This window comes from Agromyces ramosus, assembly GCF_030817175.1.
In the GTDB taxonomy this organism is placed as follows: domain Bacteria; phylum Actinomycetota; class Actinomycetes; order Actinomycetales; family Microbacteriaceae; genus Agromyces; species Agromyces ramosus_A.
Genome location: NZ_JAUSYY010000001.1, coordinates 2,011,224 through 2,033,924, shown reverse-complemented (window position 1 = coordinate 2,033,924; position 22,701 = coordinate 2,011,224). Strand labels below are relative to the sequence as shown.

The 22,701-nt window shown below is 70.0% G+C and carries 22 protein-coding genes; 9 read left to right on the top strand and 13 right to left on the bottom strand.

All coding sequences use genetic code 11. The features are described from left to right. Positions 1-78: 78 nt before the first annotated feature. The gene (locus tag QFZ26_RS09425) at positions 79-411 is read right to left on the bottom strand and encodes a hypothetical protein (RefSeq protein WP_307041460.1); all 333 of its coding nucleotides are present in this window, start codon (positions 409-411) and stop codon (positions 79-81) included. 188 nt (positions 412-599) lie between these two features. Here QFZ26_RS09425 and QFZ26_RS09420 point away from each other — a divergent pair, with 188 nt between their 5' ends. Beyond that, a complete protein-coding gene (locus tag QFZ26_RS09420) occupies positions 600-1,112 on the top strand; it encodes an SRPBCC domain-containing protein (protein ID WP_307041458.1) in 513 nt (170 codons plus the stop codon). Positions 1,113-1,185: 73 nt separating this feature from the next. Beyond that, positions 1,186-2,295 carry an AI-2E family transporter gene (locus tag QFZ26_RS09415; protein WP_307041456.1) on the top strand — a complete coding sequence of 370 codons (1,110 nt, stop codon included), beginning with the start codon at positions 1,186-1,188 and terminating at the stop codon, positions 2,293-2,295. A gap of 30 nt (positions 2,296-2,325) precedes the next feature. Here the strand turns inward: QFZ26_RS09415 and QFZ26_RS09410 are convergent, their stop codons facing one another. Continuing rightward, positions 2,326-2,883 carry an acyl-CoA thioesterase gene (locus QFZ26_RS09410; RefSeq protein ID WP_307041453.1) on the bottom strand — a complete coding sequence of 186 codons (558 nt, stop codon included), beginning with the start codon at positions 2,881-2,883 and terminating at the stop codon, positions 2,326-2,328. Between the two features lie 75 nt (positions 2,884-2,958). Here QFZ26_RS09410 and QFZ26_RS09405 point away from each other — a divergent pair, with 75 nt between their 5' ends. Beyond that, positions 2,959-4,362 carry a hypothetical protein gene (locus QFZ26_RS09405; RefSeq protein WP_307041451.1) on the top strand — a complete coding sequence of 468 codons (1,404 nt, stop codon included), beginning with the start codon at positions 2,959-2,961 and terminating at the stop codon, positions 4,360-4,362. A gap of 392 nt (positions 4,363-4,754) precedes the next feature. On the opposite strand, the gene QFZ26_RS09400 is transcribed toward QFZ26_RS09405, so the two are convergent. From QFZ26_RS09400 to QFZ26_RS09370, 7 genes are all read right to left on the bottom strand, one after another. Next, positions 4,755-5,315 (bottom strand): hypothetical protein, encoded by a 561-nt coding sequence (locus QFZ26_RS09400; protein WP_307041450.1) that lies wholly within the window; start codon positions 5,313-5,315, stop codon positions 4,755-4,757. Beyond that, complete coding sequence (locus QFZ26_RS09395) at positions 5,312-5,974, bottom strand: hypothetical protein (protein ID WP_307041448.1); 663 nt, start codon at positions 5,972-5,974, stop codon at positions 5,312-5,314. Before QFZ26_RS09395 ends, QFZ26_RS09400 begins: the two co-directional genes overlap by 4 nt. A gap of 101 nt (positions 5,975-6,075) precedes the next feature. Continuing rightward, positions 6,076-6,717, bottom strand: a complete 642-nt coding sequence (locus QFZ26_RS09390) for a dihydrofolate reductase family protein (protein ID WP_307041447.1) — start codon at positions 6,715-6,717, stop codon at positions 6,076-6,078. Between the two features lie 3 nt (positions 6,718-6,720). After that, positions 6,721-7,860 (bottom strand): bifunctional 2-methylcitrate synthase/citrate synthase, encoded by a 1,140-nt coding sequence (locus QFZ26_RS09385; RefSeq protein ID WP_307041445.1) that lies wholly within the window; start codon positions 7,858-7,860, stop codon positions 6,721-6,723. A gap of 102 nt (positions 7,861-7,962) precedes the next feature. Continuing rightward, on the bottom strand, positions 7,963-8,862 hold the full coding sequence (prpB, locus tag QFZ26_RS09380; protein WP_307041443.1) for a methylisocitrate lyase: 900 nt from the start codon (positions 8,860-8,862) through the stop codon (positions 7,963-7,965). Between the two features lie 32 nt (positions 8,863-8,894). Next, complete coding sequence (locus QFZ26_RS09375) at positions 8,895-10,433, bottom strand: MmgE/PrpD family protein (protein ID WP_307041441.1); 1,539 nt, start codon at positions 10,431-10,433, stop codon at positions 8,895-8,897. Continuing rightward, positions 10,430-11,587 (bottom strand): enoyl-CoA hydratase/isomerase family protein, encoded by a 1,158-nt coding sequence (locus QFZ26_RS09370; RefSeq protein ID WP_307041438.1) that lies wholly within the window; start codon positions 11,585-11,587, stop codon positions 10,430-10,432. The genes QFZ26_RS09375 and QFZ26_RS09370 overlap by 4 nt, the downstream gene beginning before the upstream one ends. A gap of 58 nt (positions 11,588-11,645) precedes the next feature. On the opposite strand from QFZ26_RS09370, the gene QFZ26_RS09365 reads away from it, so the two are divergent. The 3 genes from QFZ26_RS09365 (at position 11,646) to QFZ26_RS09355 (ending at position 13,196) form a co-directional block, all read left to right on the top strand. Then, the gene (locus QFZ26_RS09365) at positions 11,646-12,029 is read left to right on the top strand and encodes a VOC family protein (RefSeq protein WP_307041436.1); all 384 of its coding nucleotides are present in this window, start codon (positions 11,646-11,648) and stop codon (positions 12,027-12,029) included. A 32-nt stretch (positions 12,030-12,061) separates the two neighbouring features. Then, entirely contained in the window at positions 12,062-12,700 is a 639-nt protein-coding gene (locus QFZ26_RS09360) for a LysE family translocator (protein ID WP_307041434.1), read from the top strand. A gap of 64 nt (positions 12,701-12,764) precedes the next feature. Further along, positions 12,765-13,196: an ArsR/SmtB family transcription factor gene (locus QFZ26_RS09355; protein WP_307041433.1), complete on the top strand. Its 432-nt coding sequence runs from the start codon at positions 12,765-12,767 to the stop codon at positions 13,194-13,196. Positions 13,197-13,443: 247 nt separating this feature from the next. On the opposite strand, the gene QFZ26_RS09350 is transcribed toward QFZ26_RS09355, so the two are convergent. Continuing rightward, positions 13,444-13,980, bottom strand: coding sequence for a YbhB/YbcL family Raf kinase inhibitor-like protein (locus QFZ26_RS09350; RefSeq protein ID WP_307041431.1), 537 nt, complete (start codon positions 13,978-13,980; stop codon positions 13,444-13,446). A gap of 51 nt (positions 13,981-14,031) precedes the next feature. On the opposite strand from QFZ26_RS09350, the gene trhO reads away from it, so the two are divergent. Then, positions 14,032-14,934: an oxygen-dependent tRNA uridine(34) hydroxylase TrhO gene (gene trhO, locus QFZ26_RS09345; protein ID WP_307041429.1), complete on the top strand. Its 903-nt coding sequence runs from the start codon at positions 14,032-14,034 to the stop codon at positions 14,932-14,934. Between the two features lie 290 nt (positions 14,935-15,224). On the opposite strand, the gene QFZ26_RS09340 is transcribed toward trhO, so the two are convergent. From QFZ26_RS09340 to QFZ26_RS09330, 3 genes are all read right to left on the bottom strand, one after another. After that, positions 15,225-15,770: a hypothetical protein gene (locus QFZ26_RS09340; RefSeq protein WP_307041427.1), complete on the bottom strand. Its 546-nt coding sequence runs from the start codon at positions 15,768-15,770 to the stop codon at positions 15,225-15,227. After that, positions 15,767-16,687 carry an LssY C-terminal domain-containing protein gene (locus tag QFZ26_RS09335; RefSeq protein WP_307041425.1) on the bottom strand — a complete coding sequence of 307 codons (921 nt, stop codon included), beginning with the start codon at positions 16,685-16,687 and terminating at the stop codon, positions 15,767-15,769. Before QFZ26_RS09335 ends, QFZ26_RS09340 begins: the two co-directional genes overlap by 4 nt. 100 nt (positions 16,688-16,787) lie before the next feature. Next, positions 16,788-20,405: a rhamnogalacturonan lyase family protein gene (locus QFZ26_RS09330; protein ID WP_307041424.1), complete on the bottom strand. Its 3,618-nt coding sequence runs from the start codon at positions 20,403-20,405 to the stop codon at positions 16,788-16,790. Between the two features lie 166 nt (positions 20,406-20,571). Here QFZ26_RS09330 and QFZ26_RS09325 point away from each other — a divergent pair, with 166 nt between their 5' ends. Both QFZ26_RS09325 and QFZ26_RS09320 read left to right on the top strand, forming a co-directional pair. Continuing rightward, the gene (locus QFZ26_RS09325) at positions 20,572-21,786 is read left to right on the top strand and encodes a cysteine desulfurase-like protein (RefSeq protein WP_307041422.1); all 1,215 of its coding nucleotides are present in this window, start codon (positions 20,572-20,574) and stop codon (positions 21,784-21,786) included. Positions 21,787-21,855: 69 nt separating this feature from the next. After that, positions 21,856-22,629, top strand: a complete 774-nt coding sequence (locus QFZ26_RS09320) for an isocitrate lyase/PEP mutase family protein (protein WP_307041420.1) — start codon at positions 21,856-21,858, stop codon at positions 22,627-22,629. The last annotated feature ends 72 nt before the right edge of the window (positions 22,630-22,701 follow it).

Here is a 22,701-nt window from a genome sequence, read left to right as displayed (position 1 = left end):
AGAGGCGGTATTCACTGTGGAGAACGACCGCATCACCCGCCTGTGGAGGACAAGTCAAGCGCGACGGCCGGCGCCGCATCAGAAGATGAAGAGCTGCCCCATCACCATGATCGCGATGATGAACAACGCCACGATCGCGCCGACGATCGTGAGCGATTTCACCGAGAGCTTGGCCACGCCGAAACCCACGAGGAACGGAAGCGAGAGCAGGAGCAGCGTGACGATCCACCAGAAGGCCTGGTAGCCGCCCCGGGTCGCCTCTTCGAGCCGCCCGGCGAAGAGCTGCTGCGTGCCTGGATTCGTCGCGAACGCGAACGCCGCCGAGAGCGGCACTGCGATGATCGCGGCGACGATCAGGCCGGCGAGCCCGCCCCAGAGCCCCGACTTGTTGTGCTCTGGATCGATGTCCAACGTCTGCTCACGGCTGGCCGATGCGTTGCCGCCCGACGATGCCTTGCCACTCGATGATGTGTGCCCCCGTGACGCGCGCTTGCGTCCACCACTGGATCCCATGCGCACACTCTAGTGGGCGGCGGGCCGCTCTGGCGCTTGGGAGACGGCGGGATTAGCCTGAAGCCACGAGCGATTGGCGGGGGGCGATGATGACCGCGAGACCGACGGGGCACTACGCGTTGAAGCCCGATGGGCTGTATCTCCAATTCGATCGATTGTTCTACGCGCCCATAGAAGACGTCTGGTATCACCTCACGAATCCCACTGCCATGCAGGCGTGGGTCGGCACCTACACCGGCAGCCCGGCCACCGGCGGCGTGCGGTTCAAGATGACCTTCGAAGAGGGCGATGAGTGGCAGAACGTGAGCATCCTCGAGTGCGCCCCGCCACACCGGTTCCTCGCCGATTCGGGTCCCGGCCCGAACGGACTCCGCGTGTTCTGCCACCTCGTCGAGGGCGGCGGCATGACGACGCTCACCTTCGGCCAACGACTGCAGAACCCGGCGGATGCCGCGACCATGGGCCCCGGCTGGGACTTCTACCTCGATCGGCTCGCGGCAGCGCGCGCCGGCCACGAACTGCCCGTGTGGGAGCAGTACTACCCGGCGTTCGCACCGCACTACCGCGAACTCTCGGTCCCCGACGCCGCTCGGCACTGAGCATCGGGCGCGCCCACGGCGTGGCGTGGTGAGCCGCCCCGTGGCGGGGCATCCGCGACCCTAGACTTCACGCGTGAAGACCATCGAGCGGCGCGCCCGCGACGCGGACGCCACTCAGAGCCGCAGTTCCCGCTACGCCGGCATGATGGCGAACCAGCCGTTCGCGTGGGCGTTCATCGCAACGCTGGGGGTGCTCGTCGCCCTGGCCATCGCCGCTGCCGTCGCGAGCATCTCGGGCGTCGTGTTCTCGGTGTTCGCCGCGGCGTTCATCACGCTCGGCCTCGACCCGCTCGTGCGCTGGTTCGAGGGTCACGGCATGAAGCGCGGGCTCGCGATCCTGACGGTGATCGTCATGTTCGTGCTCGTGATCGCCGGCATGCTCTGGCTCGTGCTGCCGCTCGTCATCTCGCAGGCCACGATGTTCATCCGGTCGCTGCCGTCGATGCTCGCCGAGCTGCAGTCGCAGGAGTGGTTCCAGGAGGCCTCGTCGGGCTCGGGCGGCGTGCTCGGCACGATCTACACGTGGGTGACCGACGTGCTCAGCGACCCGAACTTCTGGGCGACGATCGGCGGTGGCGCACTGAACGTCGGCATCGCGATCGTCGCGGGCATCTCGAGCGGCTTCTTCATCTTCATCCTGACGATCTACTTCACGGCGACTCTCGAGCCGTCGAAGGCCGCCATCTACACGCTCATCTCCGCGTCGCACCGCGAGCGCGTCGTGGGCTACGCCGAGCGCATCATGCTGAACGTCGGCCGCTACCTCAGTGGCATGGTGGTGCTCGCGTTCTTCAACGCCCTGTACAGCCTGATCCTGCTCTCGATCGTCCGCGTTCCGTACGCGCTCGTGATCTCGGTGGCCGCGTTCTTCATCACGCTCATCCCGCTCGTCGGAACCGTGCTGACGACCGTCGTCATGACCGCGCTCGCCCTCTTCACGTCGCCCGTCGCGGCCCTCATCGTGCTCGTCGCGATGCTCGTCTACATGCAGGTCGAGGCGTACATCCTGACACCGAAGGTCATGAGCAAGGCGGTGCAGGTGCCGGGCTCCATCGTGCTCATCGCCGCGCTCGCGGGTGGCACGCTCGGGGGCCTGCCGGGTGCGCTCGTCGCCATCCCGGTGGCTGCCGGCATCCTGCTCATCATCAAGGAAGTGGTCGTGCCGAGGAAGGCGCGCTCCTAGCGAGCGCACGCCGCAGCAACCCCTCAGCCATCAGCGCCAGACCGACGGCGCCGCGGCGCGCGTGGGCGGCAGCGCGACATCCTCGCCCCATCGCTCGAGCCACTCGGGGATCCCGTGCGCCTCGGTCACGCCGAGCGCCTCGATGATCTCCGCCATGGGAACGGTTCCGCCCGACTTCTTGAGGAACCGGGCACGGATGAACCCCTGCGCATAGACCTCGGGTTCGCCGTCGGCGCCGGGCCGCACGAAGCGCTGCTCCATGTAGACGGCCTTCTCGTCGTGGCCGACGAGCCGCGACTCGATCGTGAAGCGCTGCCAGAGGCTCAACGACTTGCGGAACGTGATCGTCTCGCTCGCCACGACGGGGTACCAGCCCTTGTCGCGGAACGCCTTCCAGACGCCGTTGCGCACGAGCATGTCGAAACGAGCGACGTCCATGATCGAGAAGTACACGCCGTTGTTCATGTGGCGGTTGATGTCGAGGTCCGTCGGCAGCGTGATGAAGTCGGTGCGGGCGACGTCGTCGTGTCGCAGGTCGGGCTTGCGGCGCGCGAGGAACAGCACGTGGAGCAGGGTGCGGAAGAACATGTGCATAACTGCCGAGCGTAGGCCGGACGCCGCGAGACGGCGCATTCTTTGCGCGTCGGCACAGACGAATCGCGGATGCCCCGCCGCGTCGTTGTCGGCACCCGCTACCGTGGTGACGTGATCGCGATGACCGGGAGGCTCCTCCTCTCGCACTGGCCGGCGCTCATCGCGTGGTTCCTCGGCGGCGTCCTCGCCCGCTATCTCGTCATCGAGCTCGCGGGGTACGTCGGGGCGTCGTCGGCGCTTGGTGGGCTGCTGCTCATGCCGCTCGCGATCCTCGCCCGGCTCGTCGCCTTCGTCGCGATGTTCCTCGTGCTGCGCGACGGGATGTTCCGACTCGGGATGATCGCGCCGCTGCCGCACGGGGCCGCCGAGCGCCGGCGCGCGTTCATCGACGCCGTGCTCGGTGGCATCCTGCCGTTCTTCGCGTTCTACGCGGCGTGGGGGTACTTGCGCGACGACATGGCCGCGTACTCGGCGCGTGCGCTCGAGGTGCAGAGCGGGCTGGACCTGGCGGCGATCGCCGCCGGCGAGGAGGCGTTGAGCTTCGAGGGCACCATCGACCGGCTCGAGTTCGAACCCGTCACGATCGCGCTCATCGTCGTCGCCTTCGCCGGGCGCTGGGCCTGGAAGCGCTATCGGGAACGGCTGCCGAGAGCACTCTCGATCGGCGCCGTCTACCTCGAGGCCGTCTGGGTTTTCCTCACGGTGATGCTCATCTCGCAACTGTTCGGCTCCGTGAGCGCGTGGGTGCAGTCGCGGCAGGCCATGGTCTGGCTCGCCGATGCTCGCACCTGGATCGGTGCGCACCTCGAACCGATCGCGTGGACCTGGGAGGCCGTCGAGTGGTTCCTCGGCGAAGCGGGCGGCATCATGCTGCTGCCCATCGCCTGGCTCGCGATCGCGGGCGTGATCTACGGCCAGGCCGTCGCCCCCGAGGCGCCGCGGGTCCGCGGGCAACTCGTCGACCGCGTGCACATGCGGTACTCGAGCCTGCCGCAGGCCATGCGGCGCCGCCTCGGGGATTTCTGGGCCGAGCTCGTGTCGCGGTTCCGCCCCATCGGCGAGGCGATCGTGCTCATGTGGCGCGCGGGTCCCGTGCTGATCGGCGGGTACATCCTGCTCTACACGGTCGTGCTCGGTCTCGAGCAACTGCTGCGTCTCGCCCTCACCCGGATCATCGGGCCGCACGACCTGTATTCGTTCTGGCTGGTCGCCGACACGGTGGTCCTGCTCCTGGTTCCGCTCGTCATCGAGCCGCTTCGGGTGAGCCTCGTGGCGAGTGCCTACGACGCCACGCTCAGTCGGCTCGTCTCGACGGCGCTGCCTGCGGCTGACTCAGGGACCGACGGGCAGGCGAAGGAATTCGGGAAGCCGCCCGTCGACGACGACGTCGAGGGCGAACGGGCCGACGGCGTCGTCAGGGACGACGAAGGGCACCACGATCGCGAACGGCTCGGTCCCGCTGCCGGCGCATGAGTTCCAGGTGCCGCGGTCGTATGCCTCCCCGAGGTCGTAGGTGCGCTCGTCCCACTGGCGCTCGGCGCCGCCCACCTCGTGCAGCGTCGGTGCGAGGCACGTGACGGGCTCAGATCCCGGATCGACGGGCACGGTGACCTCGAGGGTACGGGAGCCCGCCGGTGCCTCGAATCCCTCGAGCGGAGCGAGCTCGACCACCTCGACCGGGCCCCAGGCGGCGCCGGCGTAGTCGATGCTCGTGCGTGGCTGGGCGACGATCGCCCGCGACGGATGCCCCGAGAAGTAGTCGTCCCACTCCTGCCAGCCGATGACGCCGAACGTGACCGGCACCAGCGCCGCGACCGCCGCGAGCGGCCAGGCGTTGCGACGCCACCACCCGCGCGCGACGCCCGTCATCGACCGACCCACACGACCGGGGCGAGCTCGGCCTCGTCGTCGACCTCGACCTCGGCGAGATCGAGGCGCAACTCGATGACCGAGTCGAGGCGGGGGTCCTCGTGGAGACCGAGGCGCAGCACGGCATCGTCGCCCTCGCTCGCGGTGAACGCACCCGCGGGCAGTTCGAAGGCGAGCGTGCCCGAATGCGGCAGCCCGATCGCGAGCGACGAACGGAAGAGACTCGCGGGCGGGCGCTCGCTCGCGCGGTAGCTGCGTCCGCCGACGTCGAGGGTCGCGAGCGAGAGCAGGGTCCCCCTCTCACTCAGCACGGCCTCCGCCTCGAGGTCGACGAGGAGCCACGACCCTTCGGCGCGCCATCCGTCGTTCGTGACGGCCTCGGCGCCGCGAAGGCCCGTGATGGTCGCGGCGAGGTTGCGGCCGGCCGCCCGCTCGCCCACCGTCGCCGCAACGGCGAACGGCTGTTCAGCGGCCTCGTCGCCGGGGGTGACGGCCGCCACCCCCCACGCCGCGACGACGAGCGCCGCACCCGCCAGTGCGGGTAGCCAGCGCGTCACCCGTCGGTCCCCTCGTCGTCGGCGTCGGTCTCGGTGTCGCGGCCTTCGCCGACATCCGTGATGCGCACCGTCACGATCGCTGCCGGCTCGGGATCCTCCCACGACTGGCCGCTCACGACGAAGCTGCCCGTGAACAGGGTCTCGTCGTTCAGCACCAGGTGCAGCTCTTCGCCGTCGGCGTAGTCGGATTGATCGACCGCCCACGCGAGCACGACCGTCGTCGGAACACCCGGCTGCAACCACGGCAGGGCGGTCGAGTCGTCGTAATGCGCGACACCGCCGGGTTCCCGCCCCAATCCCGGTCCCTCGGCGAGCACGACCGATGACGACACGCTGTTGCCCGGGGTCGTGGGCAGCGCCCGCGTCCATCGGTTCTCGACCTCGACGACGACCGCGAGCACCCGCTGTCCGGGCTCGATCGTCACTCCGGCCTCGGCGAGGTCGTCGATCAGCACCGCACGCTGCACCGTGATCGCGAGTTGGTCGTTGCGGTGCTCCTCGCCCGCGTCGAGTTCGACCGGACCCTCGGCCGCCGCCGTGGCCAGACCGCCGAACGCCGCCGTCGCCGCGAGGAACAGCGCCGTCGCGATGCTCGCGAACCACTTCGTCGGCACGCGGTCGCTCGCGGCGCGCAGCCAGCGGAAGCGGCGGGCGGACACGGGTTGCTTGTCGCCAGACCCCGTCGAGCCGGCCGTCGGAGCCGGCCCCGCGGAGGAAGCGGGGGACGCGGTCGGCGCATGCCGCTGAGAGGACGCCATGCTCAATCCTCCCGCAGCACCCGGTATCGCAAGTGGGTCGCCCGAGCGCCCTGCTCGACGCCGAGCGGCTCGAGCTCGACGCGTCGCGCCGCCGCGTCGGGGAACAGGCGCGACCCGCCCCCGAGCAGCACGGGCACGAGATGCAGGCGCGCCTCGTGCACGAGGCCGGCCGCGAGGGCCTGCCGCGCGACATCCGCCCCGCCCATGATGCAGACGGATGCCGCACGCGCCGCCTCGCTCGCACGCGCGACCGCCGCGGCGATGCCGCCGGTGACGAACTCGTACGTTGAGCCGCCGCGCTCGAACGGCTCGCGCTCGCGCGTCGTGACGACGAAGACGGGGCGCCGCTCGAACACGCGCTCGTCGTCCCATTGCGCCTCGCCGACGTCGAAGGTGCGGCGGCCGATGACGAATGCGCCCGTGGTCTCGAACATGCGCGCGGCGACGTTGCGATCGATCTCGTCAGGCGAGGCATCCGCTGCGCCCTCGGTACCGAGCCCATCGACGTCGGTCGGGCCCTGCACCCCGCGGTCCCAGTCGCGCACGCGCTCCCCGTCGATGCCGAGCGGATGCTCGAGGCTCACGCCCGGGGCGGCCGTGAAGCCGTCGAGCGTCATCGTCATCTCGAGGAAGACGTGCGACACCGGTCAGGCCTTCGCGGGGACGTGCCGCTCTTCGGGGCCGTTGTACACCGAGAGGGGGCGGATGAGCGCGTTCGCGGCCGACTGCTCCATGATGTGCGCCGTCCACCCGGTGACCCGGCTCGCCGCGAAGAGCGGGGTGAACGTGAGCGTGTCGAAGCCCATGAGGTGATAGGCCGGACCGGAGGGGTAGTCGAGGTTCGGCTTGATGCCCTTGCGCTCGGCCATCGCGGTCTCGAGGGCGACGTAGAGCTCGAGCAGGTCGGGCCGGTCGTAGTGCTCGACCATGCGCTCGAGCGAGTCGCGCATGGTGGGAACGCGCGAGTCGCCGTTCTTGTAGACGCGGTGACCGAAGCCCATGATCTTGCGCTTCTCGGCGAGCGCGGCATCGAGCCACGCCGCTGCGGCATCGGCCGTGCCGATCTCGTCGAAGGCGTGCATGACGGCCTCGTTCGCGCCGCCGTGGAGCGGGCCCTTCAGCGCGCCGATGGCGCCGACCACCGCCGAGTACAGGTCGGCCAGGGTCGACGTGATGACCCTCGCAGTGAAGGTCGAGGCATTGAAGGAGTGCTCGGCGTACAGGATCATCGACACGTCGAACGCGGTGACGACCTCGAGTTCGGGTGCCTCGCCGAACGCCTGCCAGAGGAAGTTCGCGGAGTAGCCGAGGTCGTCGCGCGGCTCGACGAACTCGAGCTCGTGGCGGCGGCGCTGGTCGTAGGTGACGATCGACGGCAGCTTCGCGAACAGCCGGATCGCCTTGTCGAGGTTCGCCTCGGGGCTGTCGTCGGGCGTGGCCGGGTCGCTCGCGCCGATGACGCTCACGGCGGTGCGCACGACATCCATGGGATGGGCGCTGAGCGGAAGCTCGTCGATGATGTGCTTCACCTCGTGGTCGAGGCCGCGCAGCGAGCGCTCGCGCTCTTCGAACGCGGCCAGCTGCGAGTCATCGGGCAGCTCGCCGTACCAGAGCAGGTGGGCGACCTCTTCGAAGGTGACGGATGCCGCAAGCTCCTGCACCGGGTAGCCGCGATAGAGCAGCGAATTGGTCTCGGGGTTGACCTTCGAGATGGCCGTGTAGTCGACCGGCACACCTGCCAGACCCTTGTAGATGACCGGGGCTGCCCCCTGCTGCTGATCGCTCATCGTGCTCCTCGCGGCTCGGTGCGGGCGCTGCGGCGCGACCGCTCCCCCAGCCTAGAGCCTGCGTGCGACGGCTTGTCGCCGACGGGGGCGGGCGCCGCCGCGTCAGCGGGCGACGCGGAAGTTGAAGATCGAGGTGTCGAAGTGGTTGTAGCCCTCGTAGTCGATGAGCTCGTAGAGGTCGGCACGGTGCTGCATCATGCCGAGCATGCCGTTGAGCGATCCGGATGCCTCGAGCTCGTCGAGTCCGCGCACGGCCGAGCCCATGGCGAGCCGCAGCAGCGACACGGGCCAGATCACGAGGTTCATGCCGACCTCCGCGAGCTGTTCGACCGTGAAGAGCTCGCTCTTGCCGAACTCGGTCATGTTGGCGAGCAACGGCACGTCGACGGCGGCACGGATCGCGGCGAACTCCTCGAGCGAGGCCATCGCCTCGGGGAAGATCGCGTCGGCGCCCGCGTCGACGAGCTTCTTCGCGCGGTCGACCGCGGCGGGCAGGCCGTCGACGGCACGGATGTCGGTGCGCGCCATGATCAGGAAGTTCGGGTCGCGGCGGGCATCGACGGCGGCGCGGATGCGCTGCAGCGCGGTGGATTCGTCGACGACCTGCTTGCCGTCGAGGTGGCCGCAGCGCTTCGGGTTCACCTGGTCTTCGATGTGGAGGCCGGCGAGGCCGGCATCCTCCATCTCCTGCACGGTGCGAGCGACGTTCATGGGCTCGCCGAACCCGGTGTCGGCGTCGATGATGGCGGGCAGCTCGGTCATCCGGGCGATCTGCTTGCCGCGACCGGCCACTTCGGTGAGGGTCGTGAGGCCGATGTCGGGCAGGCCCAGGTCGGCCGAGAGCACGGCGCCCGAGATGTAGACCCCGTCGAAGCCCTTCTGCTCGATGAGGCGTGCGCTCAGCGGGTTGAACGCGCCAGGGAAGCGCAGGATCTCGCCGCTCGCGAGCCGCTCGCGGAAGAGCCGGCGCTTCTCGGCAGGCGGGGTCTGGGCATAGAGCATGGTGCTGCCTTCTCTCAGAGGAGGCCGGTGTCTCAGAAGAGCCCGGTGGGGATGTCGACGCCGACGAGCGCCCCGGGCGCCGCGGTGAACGTGAGGCCGCCGAGCTCGTCGGGGCCGAGCTCGGGCAGGCGCTGCGCGAGGTCGAGGAAGCGCTCGATCTCGGCCTCCTCGAGCACCCACTCGGAGAGGGTGCGGAACTTCTGCACGTACTGCTCGCGCGCGAACGGCCGGGCACCGAGCGGGTGCGCGTCGGCCACCGCGATCTCGTCGACGATCTCGCCGCCGTCGCTGAGCTTGATGACCACGCGGCCGCCGAACGCCTTCTCGGCGATGTCGTTCGAGTGGTAGCGGCGGGTCCACTCGGGGTCTTCGACGGTGGACACCTTCTTCCAGAGCGCGACGGTGTCGTCGCGGTGCGCGCGCTCGGGCGAGTACGAGTCGGCGTGGTGCCACGACCCGTCTTGGAGTGCGACGGTGAAGATGTACGGGATCGAGTGGTCGAGCGTCTCGCGCGAGGCATCGGGATCGTACTTCTGCGGGTCGTTCGCGCCCGAGCCGATGACGTAGTGCGTGTGGTGCGAGGTGTGCAGCGTGATCGACTCGATGCGGTCGGGGTCGTCGAGGATCAGCGGGTACTCGTCGTGGAGCTTGCGGGCGAGGTCGATCCACGCCTGCGCCTGGTACTCGGCCGAGTGCTCCTTCGTGTACGAGTCGAGGATGGCGCGCTTCGACTCGCCCTCTTCGGGCATCGGCACCTCGTAGGAGGCCTCGGGTCCGCCGAGGAGCCAGGCGATCACGCCGTCTTCGCCCTCGTAGATGGGCACGGGGCTCGTCTCGCCGCGCATCGCACGGTCGACCGCCTCGACGGCCATCTTTCCGGCGAAGGCGGGGGCGTGCGCCTTCCACGATGAGATCTCGCCCTTGCGGGACTGCCGGGTCGCGGTGGTCGTGTGCAGCGCCTGCCCGATCGACTGGAAGATCGTCTCCTGGTCGAGGCCGAGCAGGGTGCCGATGCCCGCGGCGGCCGACGGCCCGAGGTGCGCCACGTGGTCGATCTTGTGCTCGTGCAGCGAGATGGCCTTCACGAGGTCGATCTGGATCTCGTAACCGGTCGCGATGCCCCGCACGACATCGCGGCCGCCGAGGCCACGGGTGGCGGCGAGGTGCTGGGCCACGGCGATGATCGGCGGGATGTTGTCGCCGGGATGCGAGTACTCCGCGGCGAGGAAGGTGTCGTGGAAGTCGAGCTCGCGCACGGCGACGCCGTTGGCCCAGGCGGCCCATTCGGGCGAGGTGTGGCGGGCGGCATCCGCCCCGAAGACGGTCGCGCCGTCGCCGCCGATCGACACGGGGTGCGACAGCGCCTGGCTGCGGGCCGAGACCACCGGCTTGCGTGCGATCGAGGCCGCCGCGACGGCGGCGTTGTCGATGACGCGGTTCACGACCATGTCGACGACGTCGTCGTCGAGCTCGACGGGGTCGGTCGCGACGGCCGCGAGCTGCCAGGCGAGTTGACCCTCTCGAGCCAGGTTCTCGTCACTCCGGTGGGTGCGCAGGTGGTGGGTCTTCACGCCTCAACGCTATCGAAGTCGGCTGATGGATGCGCCGGAGCGCCGGCCGCGGGCCAGACCGGGTCGTGCACCTGCGCGTCGATCACCCGCGCCGCGAGCTCGGGGTCGACGCCCGCGAGCGTCGACGGGTTCCACCTCGGTGAGCGGTCCTTGTCGATGACCTGGGCGCGAATGCCCTCGCGCAGGTCGTGCTGCTCGATGAACCACGACACGAGACGGAACTCCTGCTCGAGGGCGTCCTCGAGCCGGGGCAGCGTGCGAGCGCGGCGCACCGACTCGAGCGTCACGGTGAGCGCGGTGGGCGAGAGGGTCTCGAGCTCGTCGGCAGCGGCGGCGGCGTAGGCGGATGCCGCCGGGTCGAGTGGATGCTTCGGGAACGCGCTGGCCGAGGCATCGGCTCGGCCGTCGGCGAAGGCTCGCAGGCGCTCGATGATGCCGTGGACCGTCGGCGCGGAGTAGCACGCGTCGACCCAGTCGCGGGCGAGCGCGAGCGCCGACGGACCCGGGGTCTCGTCGAACAGCATGACGATCTCGGCGGGGCTGCCCGGGTCGGCGCGCTCGGCGAGGGCCTGCAGCAGGTGCGGGAGGTTCTCGGAGGGAACGAAGGCGTCGGCGAAGCCGGCGTGCAGGGCGTCGGCGGCGTCCATGGTGCGCGAGTTCAGGGCGAGGTGCACGCCGAGCTCGCCGGGCGCCTTCGCGAGCAGCCAGGAGCCGCCGACGTCGGGCGTGAACCCGATGCGCGTCTCGGGCATCGCGACGCGTGAGCGTTCGGTGACGATGCGGATCGACGCGTGCCCGGCGAGGCCGATGCCGCCGCCCATCGTGATGCCGTCCATGATCGCGACGACGGGCTTCGGGTAGCGCGCGATGGCGGCGTCGAGCCGGTACTCCGCCCGGAAGAACGCGCGCGCCTCGTGCGCGTTGCCGTTCGTCGCATACCCGTAGAGCTCACGGATGTCGCCGCCGGCGCAGAAGCCGCGCTCGCCCGCGCCGTCGATGACGACGAGCCCGACCTCGGAGTCGTCGCGCCACGCGTCGAACACGTCGGTGAGCTCGCGGATCATCTCGTAGCTCAGGGCGTTGAGCGCCTGGGGGCGGTCGAGCGTCACGTGGCCGACACCGTCGGCGACGCTCGCGGAGATGTGCTCGCTCACGACTGACACCGTAGCGGCATCGCGTCGGGCGGCGTAGCCTCCCCTTCGAGGAGGGGTCATGATCGAATCCACGTTCCCAATTCTCGAGGTCGCCGACATGCAGCGGGCCCTCGCGTTCTACCGTGACGCGCTCGGCGGGGTGGTCGTCTACTCGTACCCGCCCGACGGCGAGGGCGAACCGGTCTACGTTTCGCTCTCGACGGGCGCCACGTCGATGGGCATCGGCCTGACCGAATCGCCACTGCCGCCGGGCAACGTCATGCTCTGGTTCTACGTCGACGACGTCGATCGCGTGACGACGCACCTCACCGGGCACGGCGCGAACGTGATCGAGGGTCCGGTCGACCAGCCCTGGGGTGAGCGCACGGCACTCATCACCGACCCGTTCGGCACGCGCCTGCACCTCGCCGCGGCCATCTCGGCACCACCCGACGAGGAGTAGTCGCCCAGCACGGCCCGGGCTAGCATTCTCGGATGGTGCCTCTCGAGAACCTCGCCGCCTTCCTGGTGGCCTCGGTCGTGCTCATCCTCATGCCCGGCCCCAGCGTGCTCTTCGTGATCGGCCGCACGCTCGCGCTCGGCCGCCTCGGCGGCCTCCTCAGCGTGGTCGGCAATGCCATGGGCATGGTGCCGCTCGTCACGGCCGTCGCCCTCGGCGTGGGCGCGCTCGTCGCGCAGTCGGTGCTCCTCTTCACGATCATCAAGTTCGCGGGCGCGCTCTACCTCGTCTACCTCGGCATCCAGGCGATCAGGCACCGAGCGGATGCCGCAGCTGCAGCCAATGGCGAGGTGGCGCCGCGCTCGCACTGGCGGCAGCTGGGCGAGGGTTTCGTCGTCGGCGTGACGAACCCGAAGACGATCGCGTTCTTCGTCGCGGTGCTCCCCCAGTTCGTGGACTTCACCGCCGGATCCATCCCGCTGCAGCTGTTCGAGCTCGGGGTGCTGTTCATCCTGCTCGCGCTCGTCTGCGATTCGATCTGGGCGCTCGCCGCGGGCGCCGCGCGCAACTGGTTCGCGCGTTCGCCGAAGCGAGCGTCGGGTCTCGCCGCGACTGGCGGCGTCATGATGATCGGGCTCGGCGGCGTGCTCGCGCTGAGCGGTAACAAGCACTGAGCGGCGCGTACTCGGCTGTGGATGGGCGCGACGGCGTTCGCCGTGCGGCGTCTAGCCTGCCGGGATGATGCATCCGTTCGAGATCGCGGCCGAGCCCGTGCGGCGTCGCATCATCGAAGTGCTCGCGGTGGGCGATCACGCGGTCGGCACGCTGAACGAGGTGATCGCGGCGGAGTTCTCGATCTCCCGTTCGGCGGTGTCCCACCACCTGCGCATTCTCCGTGACCAGGGCGTGGTGGTCGTGCAGCCCGACGAGGCGCTCCCCCAGTCGCGGCTGTACCGTCTCGACGAGACCTTCCTCGAGCGCCTCGACGACGCGGTCGGCGAGCTCTACCGCCTCTGGGATCACCGTTACGGCACCGTGTTCCATCGCGCGCCGATCCATCCCGCCATCGCCTCTCGTGCGCCGCATCGCCATCGTGCCGGTCGTAAGGGCCAGCGTGGCCGCACCGCGTCCGACGCGGCAGACCTGACCGGATTCCCCGAACCCGAGTAGAACACGTACGCCGCGTTCGCCGCCCTCTCGCCATCGCCACCGCTGCCCTATCGTCACCGCCGCGCCACCGTCACTGCCCGCATCGCGCCGCCGCGATCTGTGTTCCCGAATCGCGTATGCCAGTTCCCCCTCATCGATGAGGGGGAACTGGCATGCCGAAAATCGGAAGCAAACGCCGGTGGCCCGACCGGCGTGCCAGGTGTGGTTTTCGACGCGCGAAGCGCCTCACGCAACCGGTGCAGCGGGTTCAGTCGGCGGTCGCCGTGCCGATGAGGATGCCGCGGCCGAGGCCGTGGAAGAAGCACTTCGTGCCGAGGGTCGCGGGCGTGGCATCCGCCGAGAGGTCGAGGCGCGGCACGTCGAGCGCGTGCACGACGAAGAAGTAGCGGTGCACACCGGTGCCCGGCGGCGGTGAAGAGCCCACGTACCGGCGCTCGCCGTCGTCGTTCGCGAGCACGAGCGCGCCGCTCGGCAGCTTCAGGCCGCCCGGCTCGCCGGCGTCGGCCTCGAGGCTCGTCACCGTGGCAGGCAGGTTCGCCACCGCCCAGTGCCACCAGCCCGAGGCGGTCGGGGCGTCGGGGTCGAAGCACGTCACCGCGAAGCCGCGGGTGTCGGCCGGGAATCCCGACCACGAGAGTTGCGGCGAGCGATCGCCCGCGCCTACCCCCGAGGCGCGGAGCGGCAACGGCAGCGGCTCACCGTCGCGGAAGTCCGAGCTCTCGAGCGTGAACGAGCCCATCGGCTTCAGCGCCTGCAGCGCCTCGTAGGGGTCGTAGTCGAGCATGAGGCCAGCCTATTCCGGGCGCGTGCAGGATGGGCCCCGTACAATCTCGGGGTGGCCGTCGCCAAGATCCTCCTCTACTACGTCTTCACCCCGCTCGCCGACCCTGATGCCGTGCGGCTGTGGCAGCGCGACCTCGCCGGGTCGCTGGGCCTTCGCGGCCGCATCCTCATCTCGAAGGACGGACTGAACGGCACGCTGGGCGGCGAGATGGGCGCGCTGAAGCGGTACGTCCGCAAGACCCGCGACTACCCGGCGTTCAAGCACATCGACTTCAAGTGGAGTACCGGCGGCGGGCTCGACGCGACCGGCGCGAGCCTCGACTTCCCGAAGCTCAGCGTGAAGGTGCGCGACGAGATCGTGAGCTTCGGCGCACCGGGCGAGCTCGCGGTCGACGTGGCCGGCGTCGTCGGCGGTGGCACGAAGCTCACGCCGGAGGCGCTGCACGAGCTCATCGCCGAGCGGGGCGACGATGTCGTGTTCTTCGACGGGCGCAACGCGCTCGAGGCGGCGATCGGCCGGTTCCGTGATGCGGTCGTGCCCGACGTCGAGACGACCCGCGACTTCGTGGCGGAGCTCGACTCGGGCCGGTACGACGAGCTCAAGGGCAAGCCGGTCGTGACCTACTGCACAGGCGGCATCCGCTGCGAAGTGCTCTCGAGCCTCATGACGAGCCGCGGGTTCCGCGAGGTCTACCAGCTCGAGGGCGGCATCGCCCGCTACGGCGAGCGCTTCGGCGACGACGGACTCTGGGAAGGCTCGCTCTACGTCTTCGACCGGCGCGGCTCGGTCGACTTCAGCGACCACGCGGCCGTCATCGGCGCGTGCGTCGCGTGCGGTACTGCGACGAACCGAACCGCCAATTGCGCGAATGCCTCGTGCGACGCCGAATTCGTCCGCTGCGATCGCTGCACCGACGCGACGTGTCCCGCGCACGCGCCATCGGCGGTCGAGTAGCGAGCGAAGCGAGCGTACCCGACCGAACCGGCGATGGAACGTGAAGTGACGCTCACGGAAGCGCCGCCACAGCTGGAGCGGCGCGCCGACGACGTAGAGCACGCCCGGCACGATGTGCAGGTAGGCGAGCCACGCATTCTCGACGTAGCGACGCTCGAAGGTGTCGCCCTCTGCTGGGATGCCGGTCACGATGAGCGGCCCATCGGTTCCCACCCGGATGCCCGCGAACACGAGGACGATCGTGATGAGCCAGAAGAGGAGCGTCCACATGACGATCGCGGTCGCACGAGTCACGCGCTCAGGGTGCTCCTCGCGGGCCGAGCGTGGCGCGAAACCCGAGGACGCCTCGCGTATGCCCGAGCGTTGCGGCTCGAGAGGGCGAGTAGCACGAGGATGTCGAGCGCGAGCGTGAAGAGGGTGGTGCGCAGGGAGATCTCGGTCTCGCCCGTGGAGTAGTCGATCGCGGCCAACGAGACGCTGAGTGTCGCGAACACCATTACCGTGATGCGCGCCCAGTTGCTGCCTCGGTAGACGAGCAGGGCCAGCACGAGCTCGACACCGAGAACGACCGCACCGCCGACGAGGATCACCGCGAGGACGATGTTCGACGCCTCTTCGGCCGGCACCGAGTCGATCGTGATCTCGAGTTCCTCGGCGACGAGCCGGGGCCATGACAGCCACAGCGAGACCAGCCAGGCCACGCCCGCGAGCACGCGCGCCACGACGAGGAGCGCACCGAAAGCGGTCGCAGCCGGTCGGTGCATCGTCGGCGGTGTCGGCTCTGGTCGGATGAGCGCGGCCGGCGGCTCGAACGCGGGACGCTTCTCGACCGTCACGATGTCACCTCGGCATCGGCGGGAAGCGGATGCGCCGGGGCATCCATCGCCGTGATCGTCCCGGCCGGCACGCGGCGCAGGTCGAGCACCGGCAGGTCACCGTCGGTGCGGATCGAATCACCGCCGCCGTTTCGGGAGTGATAGCCCGTGGAGAAGTCGGCGAGCACGTCGACGCGCGCGGTGGCATTCGCCGCGAGCACCGTCGTCACGATGTGGTCGCGCTCGACGTCGGTGTCGGCGTCGATCTTGTGGGTGATCTGCAGCGTGAAGAGCGAGAACCCCACGGCGCGATCGAACGTTCCCGCCGCGAGCCAGTCGACCCGACGGCCACCGGGCAGGAGCCAGCCTTCGGGCGTGCGCCAGAACCGCACGTGATGGCGGCGCGCGGGGTTGCCCTCGACCTCCTGCTGGTAGGCGAAGTCCTGCTGCCGCCCGAACAGGAACAGCGGACTCACCGGGGCCTCGTCGTAGCTGCGGCGCGTGACGGTGGAGGCGATGATGCGCCAGCTCGAGACCGCCCCGACGTCGTCGGCCCGCGTCCAGCCCGCCGTGCGGAGGGCGGCGTGCAGCGACGCCTCGTCGCCGTCGAGCGCGAGGTTCACGGGATCACCGAGCAGTCCGTCGCTCGTGCGGGCGCGGCCGATGAAGTAGTCGGGCACGTAGATCGCGGTGAGGATGCGGTGCAACCGCGGCAGCACGAGATAGGCGAGCACCACCCAGAACAGCACGAAGAACGCAATGCCCCACCAGCCGAACGAGAACGACTCTGTGAGCACGAGCCACGCGAGCCACACTGACGCCAGGCCGGCGAACACGAAGAAGAAGCCGTCGACGAGCGCGTTGACCGAGAACCGCCGCGCCTGCGGCGCCTCGGGTGCTTCACCTGCCTGGGATGCCTCGGCGCCCACCTCGCCCATGTCTGCATGCTAGCCCTGCCCGGCGCGGCGGGGATACGGCGTGCGGTGAGAGCGCGGATGGCCCGGATGCGACATCCGGACCATCCGTCATGGGGCGTGCTCAGCGCACGCGCACCTCGAGTTGCCTCGATTCGGTGACGCCGAGGGCGTTCTCGAGCTCGGCGCGGTAGACATGCACGCCGGGAGCGCGGCCCGTCAGGCTCGTCGTCGCCGACTGCGCACCCGGGGTCGCTTCGACGAGCCTCTGCGTGTCGATGAGCACGCCGTCCTCGTAGAGCCGGTACGTCGACCCGTTCGTGCCCCACCAGAGGTTCATCGTCACGGAGTAGGTGCCGTCGCCGTCGGGATTGTCGGACGACAGCGCGGGCCGGCCGGGTCCCGCATCCGTCACGCTGACCGTGTGCTCGCCGCACCTCGTGGTGCCGTGCTGATTGGTGAGCTCGCACGTGTAGACGTACTCGCCGTTGGCACGCCGGGTGACCGACACGTCGGCCCGCTGCGCGTTCGGCGTGCGGTCGGACAACAGCTGCTCGTGAATGAGCACGCCGTTCTCGAACAGGCGGTAGGCCGTCGCATTGTCGCCCCACCACAGGTTCATCGACACGGTATAGGCGCCGTCATCGAGCCCGGTGTCCCAGCCATTGTCGTCGGAGAGCTTCCCGCGAGCCGGCGCCGCTGCTGCATCGCCCGGCACGGGTTCGCCGAGCCCATCCGGCGCCCCGATGAAGGTCGCACGGGGATGCGGCGCCGGCGCCATGCCGTCACCGAGGAAGAAGCTCGTGTGCGGCGGCTGGTTGTAGCCGATGTTCTGCCAGGCGACGCCCAGTCGATACACGGGGTCGTGCATCAGCGTGGGGATCCGGTGCTCGGTCGGGTCGACCGTCGTGTACAGGCGCAGCTCGCTCGAGTCCTCGGTGCGGTAGACGAGCTCCTCACGCCAGTCGCCCAGCAGGTCGGCCTGCACCACGGCGTTGCCTTTCGTGGAGTTGTTCGTCAGCGTGCCCTCGGCGCGGAAGATCTCGACCTCGTCGTGAGCCTCCCAGTCCCACTTCGAGATCGTTCCGACACCGCGCTTCGTCGTCTCGTCGAAGTCGTGGTCGGTGATCTCCCGGAGCAGGTCGCCGTCCCACCAGGTGAGGAAGTTCGGTGCCGGGATGTCATTCGAGATGAGCTCGCCCGATGCCGAGCGAAGCTCGCCCTCACGGCTGTTCCACTCGCCGGTCTTGTTCACGGCCCAGCCTTCGGCTCCCGGATGCCGCGGGTCGATGTCGCCCGCGGCCCCCCGGCCCACGTCAACCTTCGCCTTCATGTTCCAGATGACCTCCCCGGTGCGGGCATCGCGGAAGGTCGCCCCGATGCCGCCGTTCTCGCCGATGTCCTCATGGGCGGCGAACACCTCGTATCCCGGCCTCGCCGGGTCGAAGTCGCTCACGTGCAGCGCGTCGCCGTGACGAAGACGAGTCGAATAGAGGCCCGTGCCGTCGTCGTCGATCGTCGCGGAGCCGTAGACGATCTCGTCCTTGCCGTCGGCGTCGACGTCGGCCACCGCGAGGTTGTGGTTGCCCTGGCCGCCGTACGCCGAGTTGCCGTCGTCGGCCGAAGAGAATTCCCACCGCCGCGTGAGGTCGGTGCCGTCGAAGTCGTAGGCGGTGAGCTCTGCCTTCGAGTAGTAGCCGCGGGCGAACACCGCGCTCGGCTTCTCGCCGTCGAGGTAGGCCACGGCGGCGAGGAACCGATCGACCCGGTTGCCGCGTGAGTCGCCCCAGCTCGCTGGGTCTCCGCGTTCGGGGCTGTAGTCGACCGTGTCGACCGCGGCGCCGGTGACGCCGTCGAAGACAGTGAGGAACTCGGGGCCCTTGAGGATGCGGCCGCCCTCGCGGTACGAGACATCCGGATCGCCGATCACGGTGCCCAGCCCGTCGCGCGTGCCATCGGCGGTCTTGGCCATCAGTTCGGCACGGCCGTTGCCGTCGAAGTCGTAGACGAGGAACTGCGTGTAGTGGGCGCCGGCGCGGATGTTGCCGCCGAGGTTCACCCGCCAGAGTCGGGTGCCGTCGAGCTTGTAGGCGTCGATGATGACCGGACCCGTGGTGCCGCCCGAGGCGTTGTCCTTCGAGTTGCTCGGGTCCCACTTCAGCACGATCTCGTACTCGCCGTCGCCGTCGAGGTCGCCGACACTGGCGTCGTTCGCCGAGTAGGAGTACTCGGAGCTGGGGCTGATGTACGAGTAGTCGGGCTCGGGCACGTCGAGCGGGATCGAGGTGTACTGCCGGCCCCAGACCGCGAACTCGGCGCCCGCCCACGTCTCGACGCCGTTCGGGTCGACGTCGAGGGCGGAGATCCGGTAGGTCGAGGTGTCGCTGCCCGAGGCATCGACGAAGTTCGTCGCGCCGGTGACCGGCGACGTCGTGATGCGATCGCCGTCACGGAAGACGTGGAAGGCGATGTCGCTCGGGTCGCTGCCGAGCAGTCGCCAGCTCAGGAAGACACCCGCTTCGGTGCGCACGGCCACGCTGCCCCGGTCGAGGTACTCGGCCTGGCGAACGACGACCGCGGGGGTCTCGAGCACCGACGACGCCTCCGATACGCCGCCGGCGTTGAGCGCCGTCACCGTGTAGAAGTACGGCACCGCGGTGAGCACGTCGGTGTCCTCGAATGAGAGACCGGCGGTCGTGCCCGCCAGTTCGAACGGGCCCTCTGCGCTGTTCGCCCGGTGGATGCGGTACTGCCTCGCCCCCTCCACGGCGTCCCAGGTGACGACGAGCCGGGACTTCTCGATCTGGTCGACCGCGAGCCCTTCGGGTTGCGCGGGCACCGGGATCGTCGGGTCGACCATCGTGACGTCGACGCTCTGCGACGGCACGGACTCGAGACCGTCGGCGTTCACCCACGTGACCAGATAGCTGTAGCGTTTCGTGAGCTCTGCCGTGACGTCGACGTGCGAGCTTCCGGTCACCTCGGCGAGCAGCTCGGGTGCCTCGCCCTCGAGTGCCCGATAGACCCGGTAGGCGGTCGCGCCCTCCGCCGGGTTCCAGGTGAGCTCGACGCTCGGCGGCTCCGCATCGAGCGCGACCTGCCCGACGGCCAGCCCGCTCACGGCGGGCGGGACCACGAGGTCCTCCTTCGCGACCGTGAGCCCGTTCAGGTGGGCGGTGTTGCCGCCGACCACGACATTGAGCTGGCCGTCGACCACGCGGATGCCGGGATACGACGGCGTGGCGAAGCCCTCGCGGCTGGTGGTCACGCGCTCCTGCACGGCGCCCTCGAGGGTGAGGATCGTGTTCGCCGAGCCGATCCAGTCGCCGATCACGGCGCCGACCGTGTAATAGCCCGGCTCGACGTCGACCAGGACCTCGTAGGTGCCGCCCTGATACAGCACGAAGTCGCGCATCACTGCGTCGACCGCGCTGCCGCGGTCGCGATCGATCATGCCCGTGGCATCCTTCAGCCCGTAGCCGCGCTCAGGGGTGTAGAGCACCTGGCGAGTCATGCCCGTCCATCCGGACTCCACCGGCGAGCTCGCGGTGCCGAAGTCGAACCGCCAGAGCAGCTCCGGCTCGGCGGCGTGGGCGCCGACCGCGGCCATCGGAGTGCCCATCATCGCGGCCGTGAGCGCGACGGCGATGACACCCCGCCGGGCTTGGCGCCGGAGCAGGGGCACCCGCGCGGCGGCGCTTTCCTCGGATGGTGGGCCCGAACGGGCCTGCTGTCGTGACAATCGTTTCTCCTGTCATCGTCGACGTGGAACTGACACGAATCTCACCAAAATGGTGGAACGTTTCAACTGCTGGAAGACGGATAGCGCTTTCCCTTCCCGTCCGGCGAGAGTCTGTCACGGTTCACGCGACCCGTCAACGCGGAGCAGGACTCGCTAGTCTCGCTGCATGGCCTACGACGTCGCCAGCATCCGGTCGGAGTTCCCCTCGCTCGAGAGCGGGTGGGCGCAGTTCGACGGGCCTGGCGGCACGCAGACGCCGCGGGCGGTGGGCGAGGCCGTGGCATCCGTGCTCACCGGGCCGCTCTCGAACCGCGGAACGATCGGCGAGTCCGAGGAGCGCGCCGAGGCGGCGGTGCACGGGTTCCGGCTCGCGATGGCCGACCTCGTGAACGGGCACCCCCGCGGCATCGTGCACGGACGCAGCGCCACCCAGCTCACCTACGACTTCTCACGGCACCTCTCGAAGAACTGGGGCCCGGGTGACGAGGTGGTCGTCACCCGGCTCGACCACGACGCGAACGTGCGGCCGTGGGTGCAGGCGGCGGAGCGCGCGGGCGCGACGGTTCGCTGGGCCGACTTCGACCCGGCCACGGGCGAGCTGACGACGGATGCCGTGACCGCCGTCCTCTCTGAGCGCACGCGCCTCGTCGCCGTGACGGCGGCGTCGAACCTCATCGGCACGATGCCCGACGTTGCCGCGATCGCCGCAGCGGCACACGACGCCGGCGCCCTCGTGTACGTCGACGGCGTGCACTTCACCGCGCACGAGCTGCCCGACGTCGCCACGCTCGGCGCCGACTTCTTCACGTGCTCGCCCTACAAGTTCCTCGGTCCGCACTGCGGGGTGCTCGCCGCGATGCCCGAGCTGCTCGAGACGATCGCGCCCGACAAGCTCCTGCCCGCCACGAACGCCGTGCCCGAGCGGTTCGAGTTCGGCACGCTGCCCTACGAGGTGCTCGCGGGCGTCACCGCGGCCGTCGACGTGCTCGCGGGGCTCGCAACCGGGGCGACGGATGCCGCCAGCTCGCGCCGCGCGAAGCTCGCGACGTCGTACGGCGCGTTGCACGTGCACGAGGAGGAGCTACGCGCACGCATCGAGTCGCCGCTCGCCGAGCTTCCGGGCGCGACCGTGTGGTCGCGCGCGGCGCGGCGCACCCCCACGCTCCTCGCGACGTTCGCCGGCCACGAGGCATCCGACCTCACGAAGCACCTCGCCGCACGCAAGGTGCTCGCGCCGAGCGGCAACTTCTACGCCCTCGAGGCGTCGCGCCACCTCGGCCTCGGCGATGCCGGCGGCCTGCGCGTCGGCCTCGCGCCGTACACGAACGCCGACGACGTCGAGCGCCTGCTCGACGGGCTCGCGGAGGCGCTGGGCGCCTGAGGCCGCGGGATCCCGACCTCGAGCGCCGGGGCATGCGTCGACGTCGTCGGCTCCTCCTAGGCTGAACGGATGACCCTCGCTGAGACTGCCGCCGAACTCCGCCGCCTGCACACCGCGCCCGAGCTGCTCCAGGTGGTGAACGTGTGGGACGTCGCGAGCGCCAAGGCGATCGCCGCGCTCCCCGAGACCCGCGCCATCGCGACGGCGAGTCACTCGATCGCCGCCACCTTCGGCTACGCCGACGGCGAGCAGATCCCCGTCGAGCTGATGCTCGACATGTGCGGGCGCATCGCACGATCCGTCGAGGTGCCGGTGAGCGCCGACCTCGAGGCCGGCTACGGCGACCCGGGCGAGACGATCCGCCGGGCGATCGGCGAGGGCATCGCCGGAGCCAACCTCGAAGACCAGCTGAAGCCGCTCGCCGACTCCGTCGCCGCGGTCGCCGCCGCCGTCGCCGCGGCCGACGCCGAGGGCGTCCCGTTCGCGCTGAACGCCCGCACCGACGCGTGGCTGCGCGGCAACGAGCGCCCCCGCGAGGTCTGGATCGCCGACGCCATCGAGCGCGGCCGTGCCTTCCTCGACGCCGGCGCGACCTGCGTCTTCGTGCCCGGCAGCTTCGGCGACGACGAGATCGACGAGCTCGTCGCCGGCATCGGCGAACGGCGCGTCAGCGTGATCGGCATCGGCGACATCCCCCTGCCGTCACGCCTGCAGGAGCTCGGTGTCGCCCGCGTCTCATACGGCCCGGCCACCCAGCGGGTGGCGCTCGGCGCCCTGCAGGATGTCGCGGCCGAGCTCTACGCCGGTGGAAGACTGCCTCGCGGCATCCGACCGCTCAACTGATCGCGCGGGCGGCATTGCGCGAATCCCCCGCGCGAAGGATGCCCCGCGGCGCTCACCCTCGCTATGGTGAGC

Bases quoted from the DNA above. Each gene is read 5' to 3' on its own strand.
- QFZ26_RS09405 (WP_307041451.1), top strand. From the start codon at position 2,959: ATGCCCCGCCGCGTCGTTGTCGGCACCCGCTACCGTGGTGACGTGATC.
- QFZ26_RS09335 (WP_307041425.1), bottom strand. From the start codon at position 16,687: ATGGGCGAGGTGGGCGCCGAGGCATCCCAGGCAGGTGAAGCACCCGAG.
- QFZ26_RS09355 (WP_307041433.1), top strand. From the start codon at position 12,765: ATGATGCATCCGTTCGAGATCGCGGCCGAGCCCGTGCGGCGTCGCATC.
- QFZ26_RS09360 (WP_307041434.1), top strand. From the start codon at position 12,062: ATGGTGCCTCTCGAGAACCTCGCCGCCTTCCTGGTGGCCTCGGTCGTG.
- QFZ26_RS09410 (WP_307041453.1), bottom strand. From the start codon at position 2,883: ATGTTCTTCCGCACCCTGCTCCACGTGCTGTTCCTCGCGCGCCGCAAG.
- QFZ26_RS09320 (WP_307041420.1), top strand. From the start codon at position 21,856: ATGACCCTCGCTGAGACTGCCGCCGAACTCCGCCGCCTGCACACCGCG.
- QFZ26_RS09420 (WP_307041458.1), top strand. From the start codon at position 600: ATGATGACCGCGAGACCGACGGGGCACTACGCGTTGAAGCCCGATGGG.
- QFZ26_RS09350 (WP_307041431.1), bottom strand. From the start codon at position 13,980: ATGCTCGACTACGACCCCTACGAGGCGCTGCAGGCGCTGAAGCCGATG.
- prpB (WP_307041443.1), bottom strand. From the start codon at position 8,862: ATGCTCTATGCCCAGACCCCGCCTGCCGAGAAGCGCCGGCTCTTCCGC.
- QFZ26_RS09365 (WP_307041436.1), top strand. From the start codon at position 11,646: ATGATCGAATCCACGTTCCCAATTCTCGAGGTCGCCGACATGCAGCGG.
- QFZ26_RS09385 (WP_307041445.1), bottom strand. From the start codon at position 7,860: ATGAGCGATCAGCAGCAGGGGGCAGCCCCGGTCATCTACAAGGGTCTG.
- QFZ26_RS09325 (WP_307041422.1), top strand. From the start codon at position 20,572: ATGGCCTACGACGTCGCCAGCATCCGGTCGGAGTTCCCCTCGCTCGAG.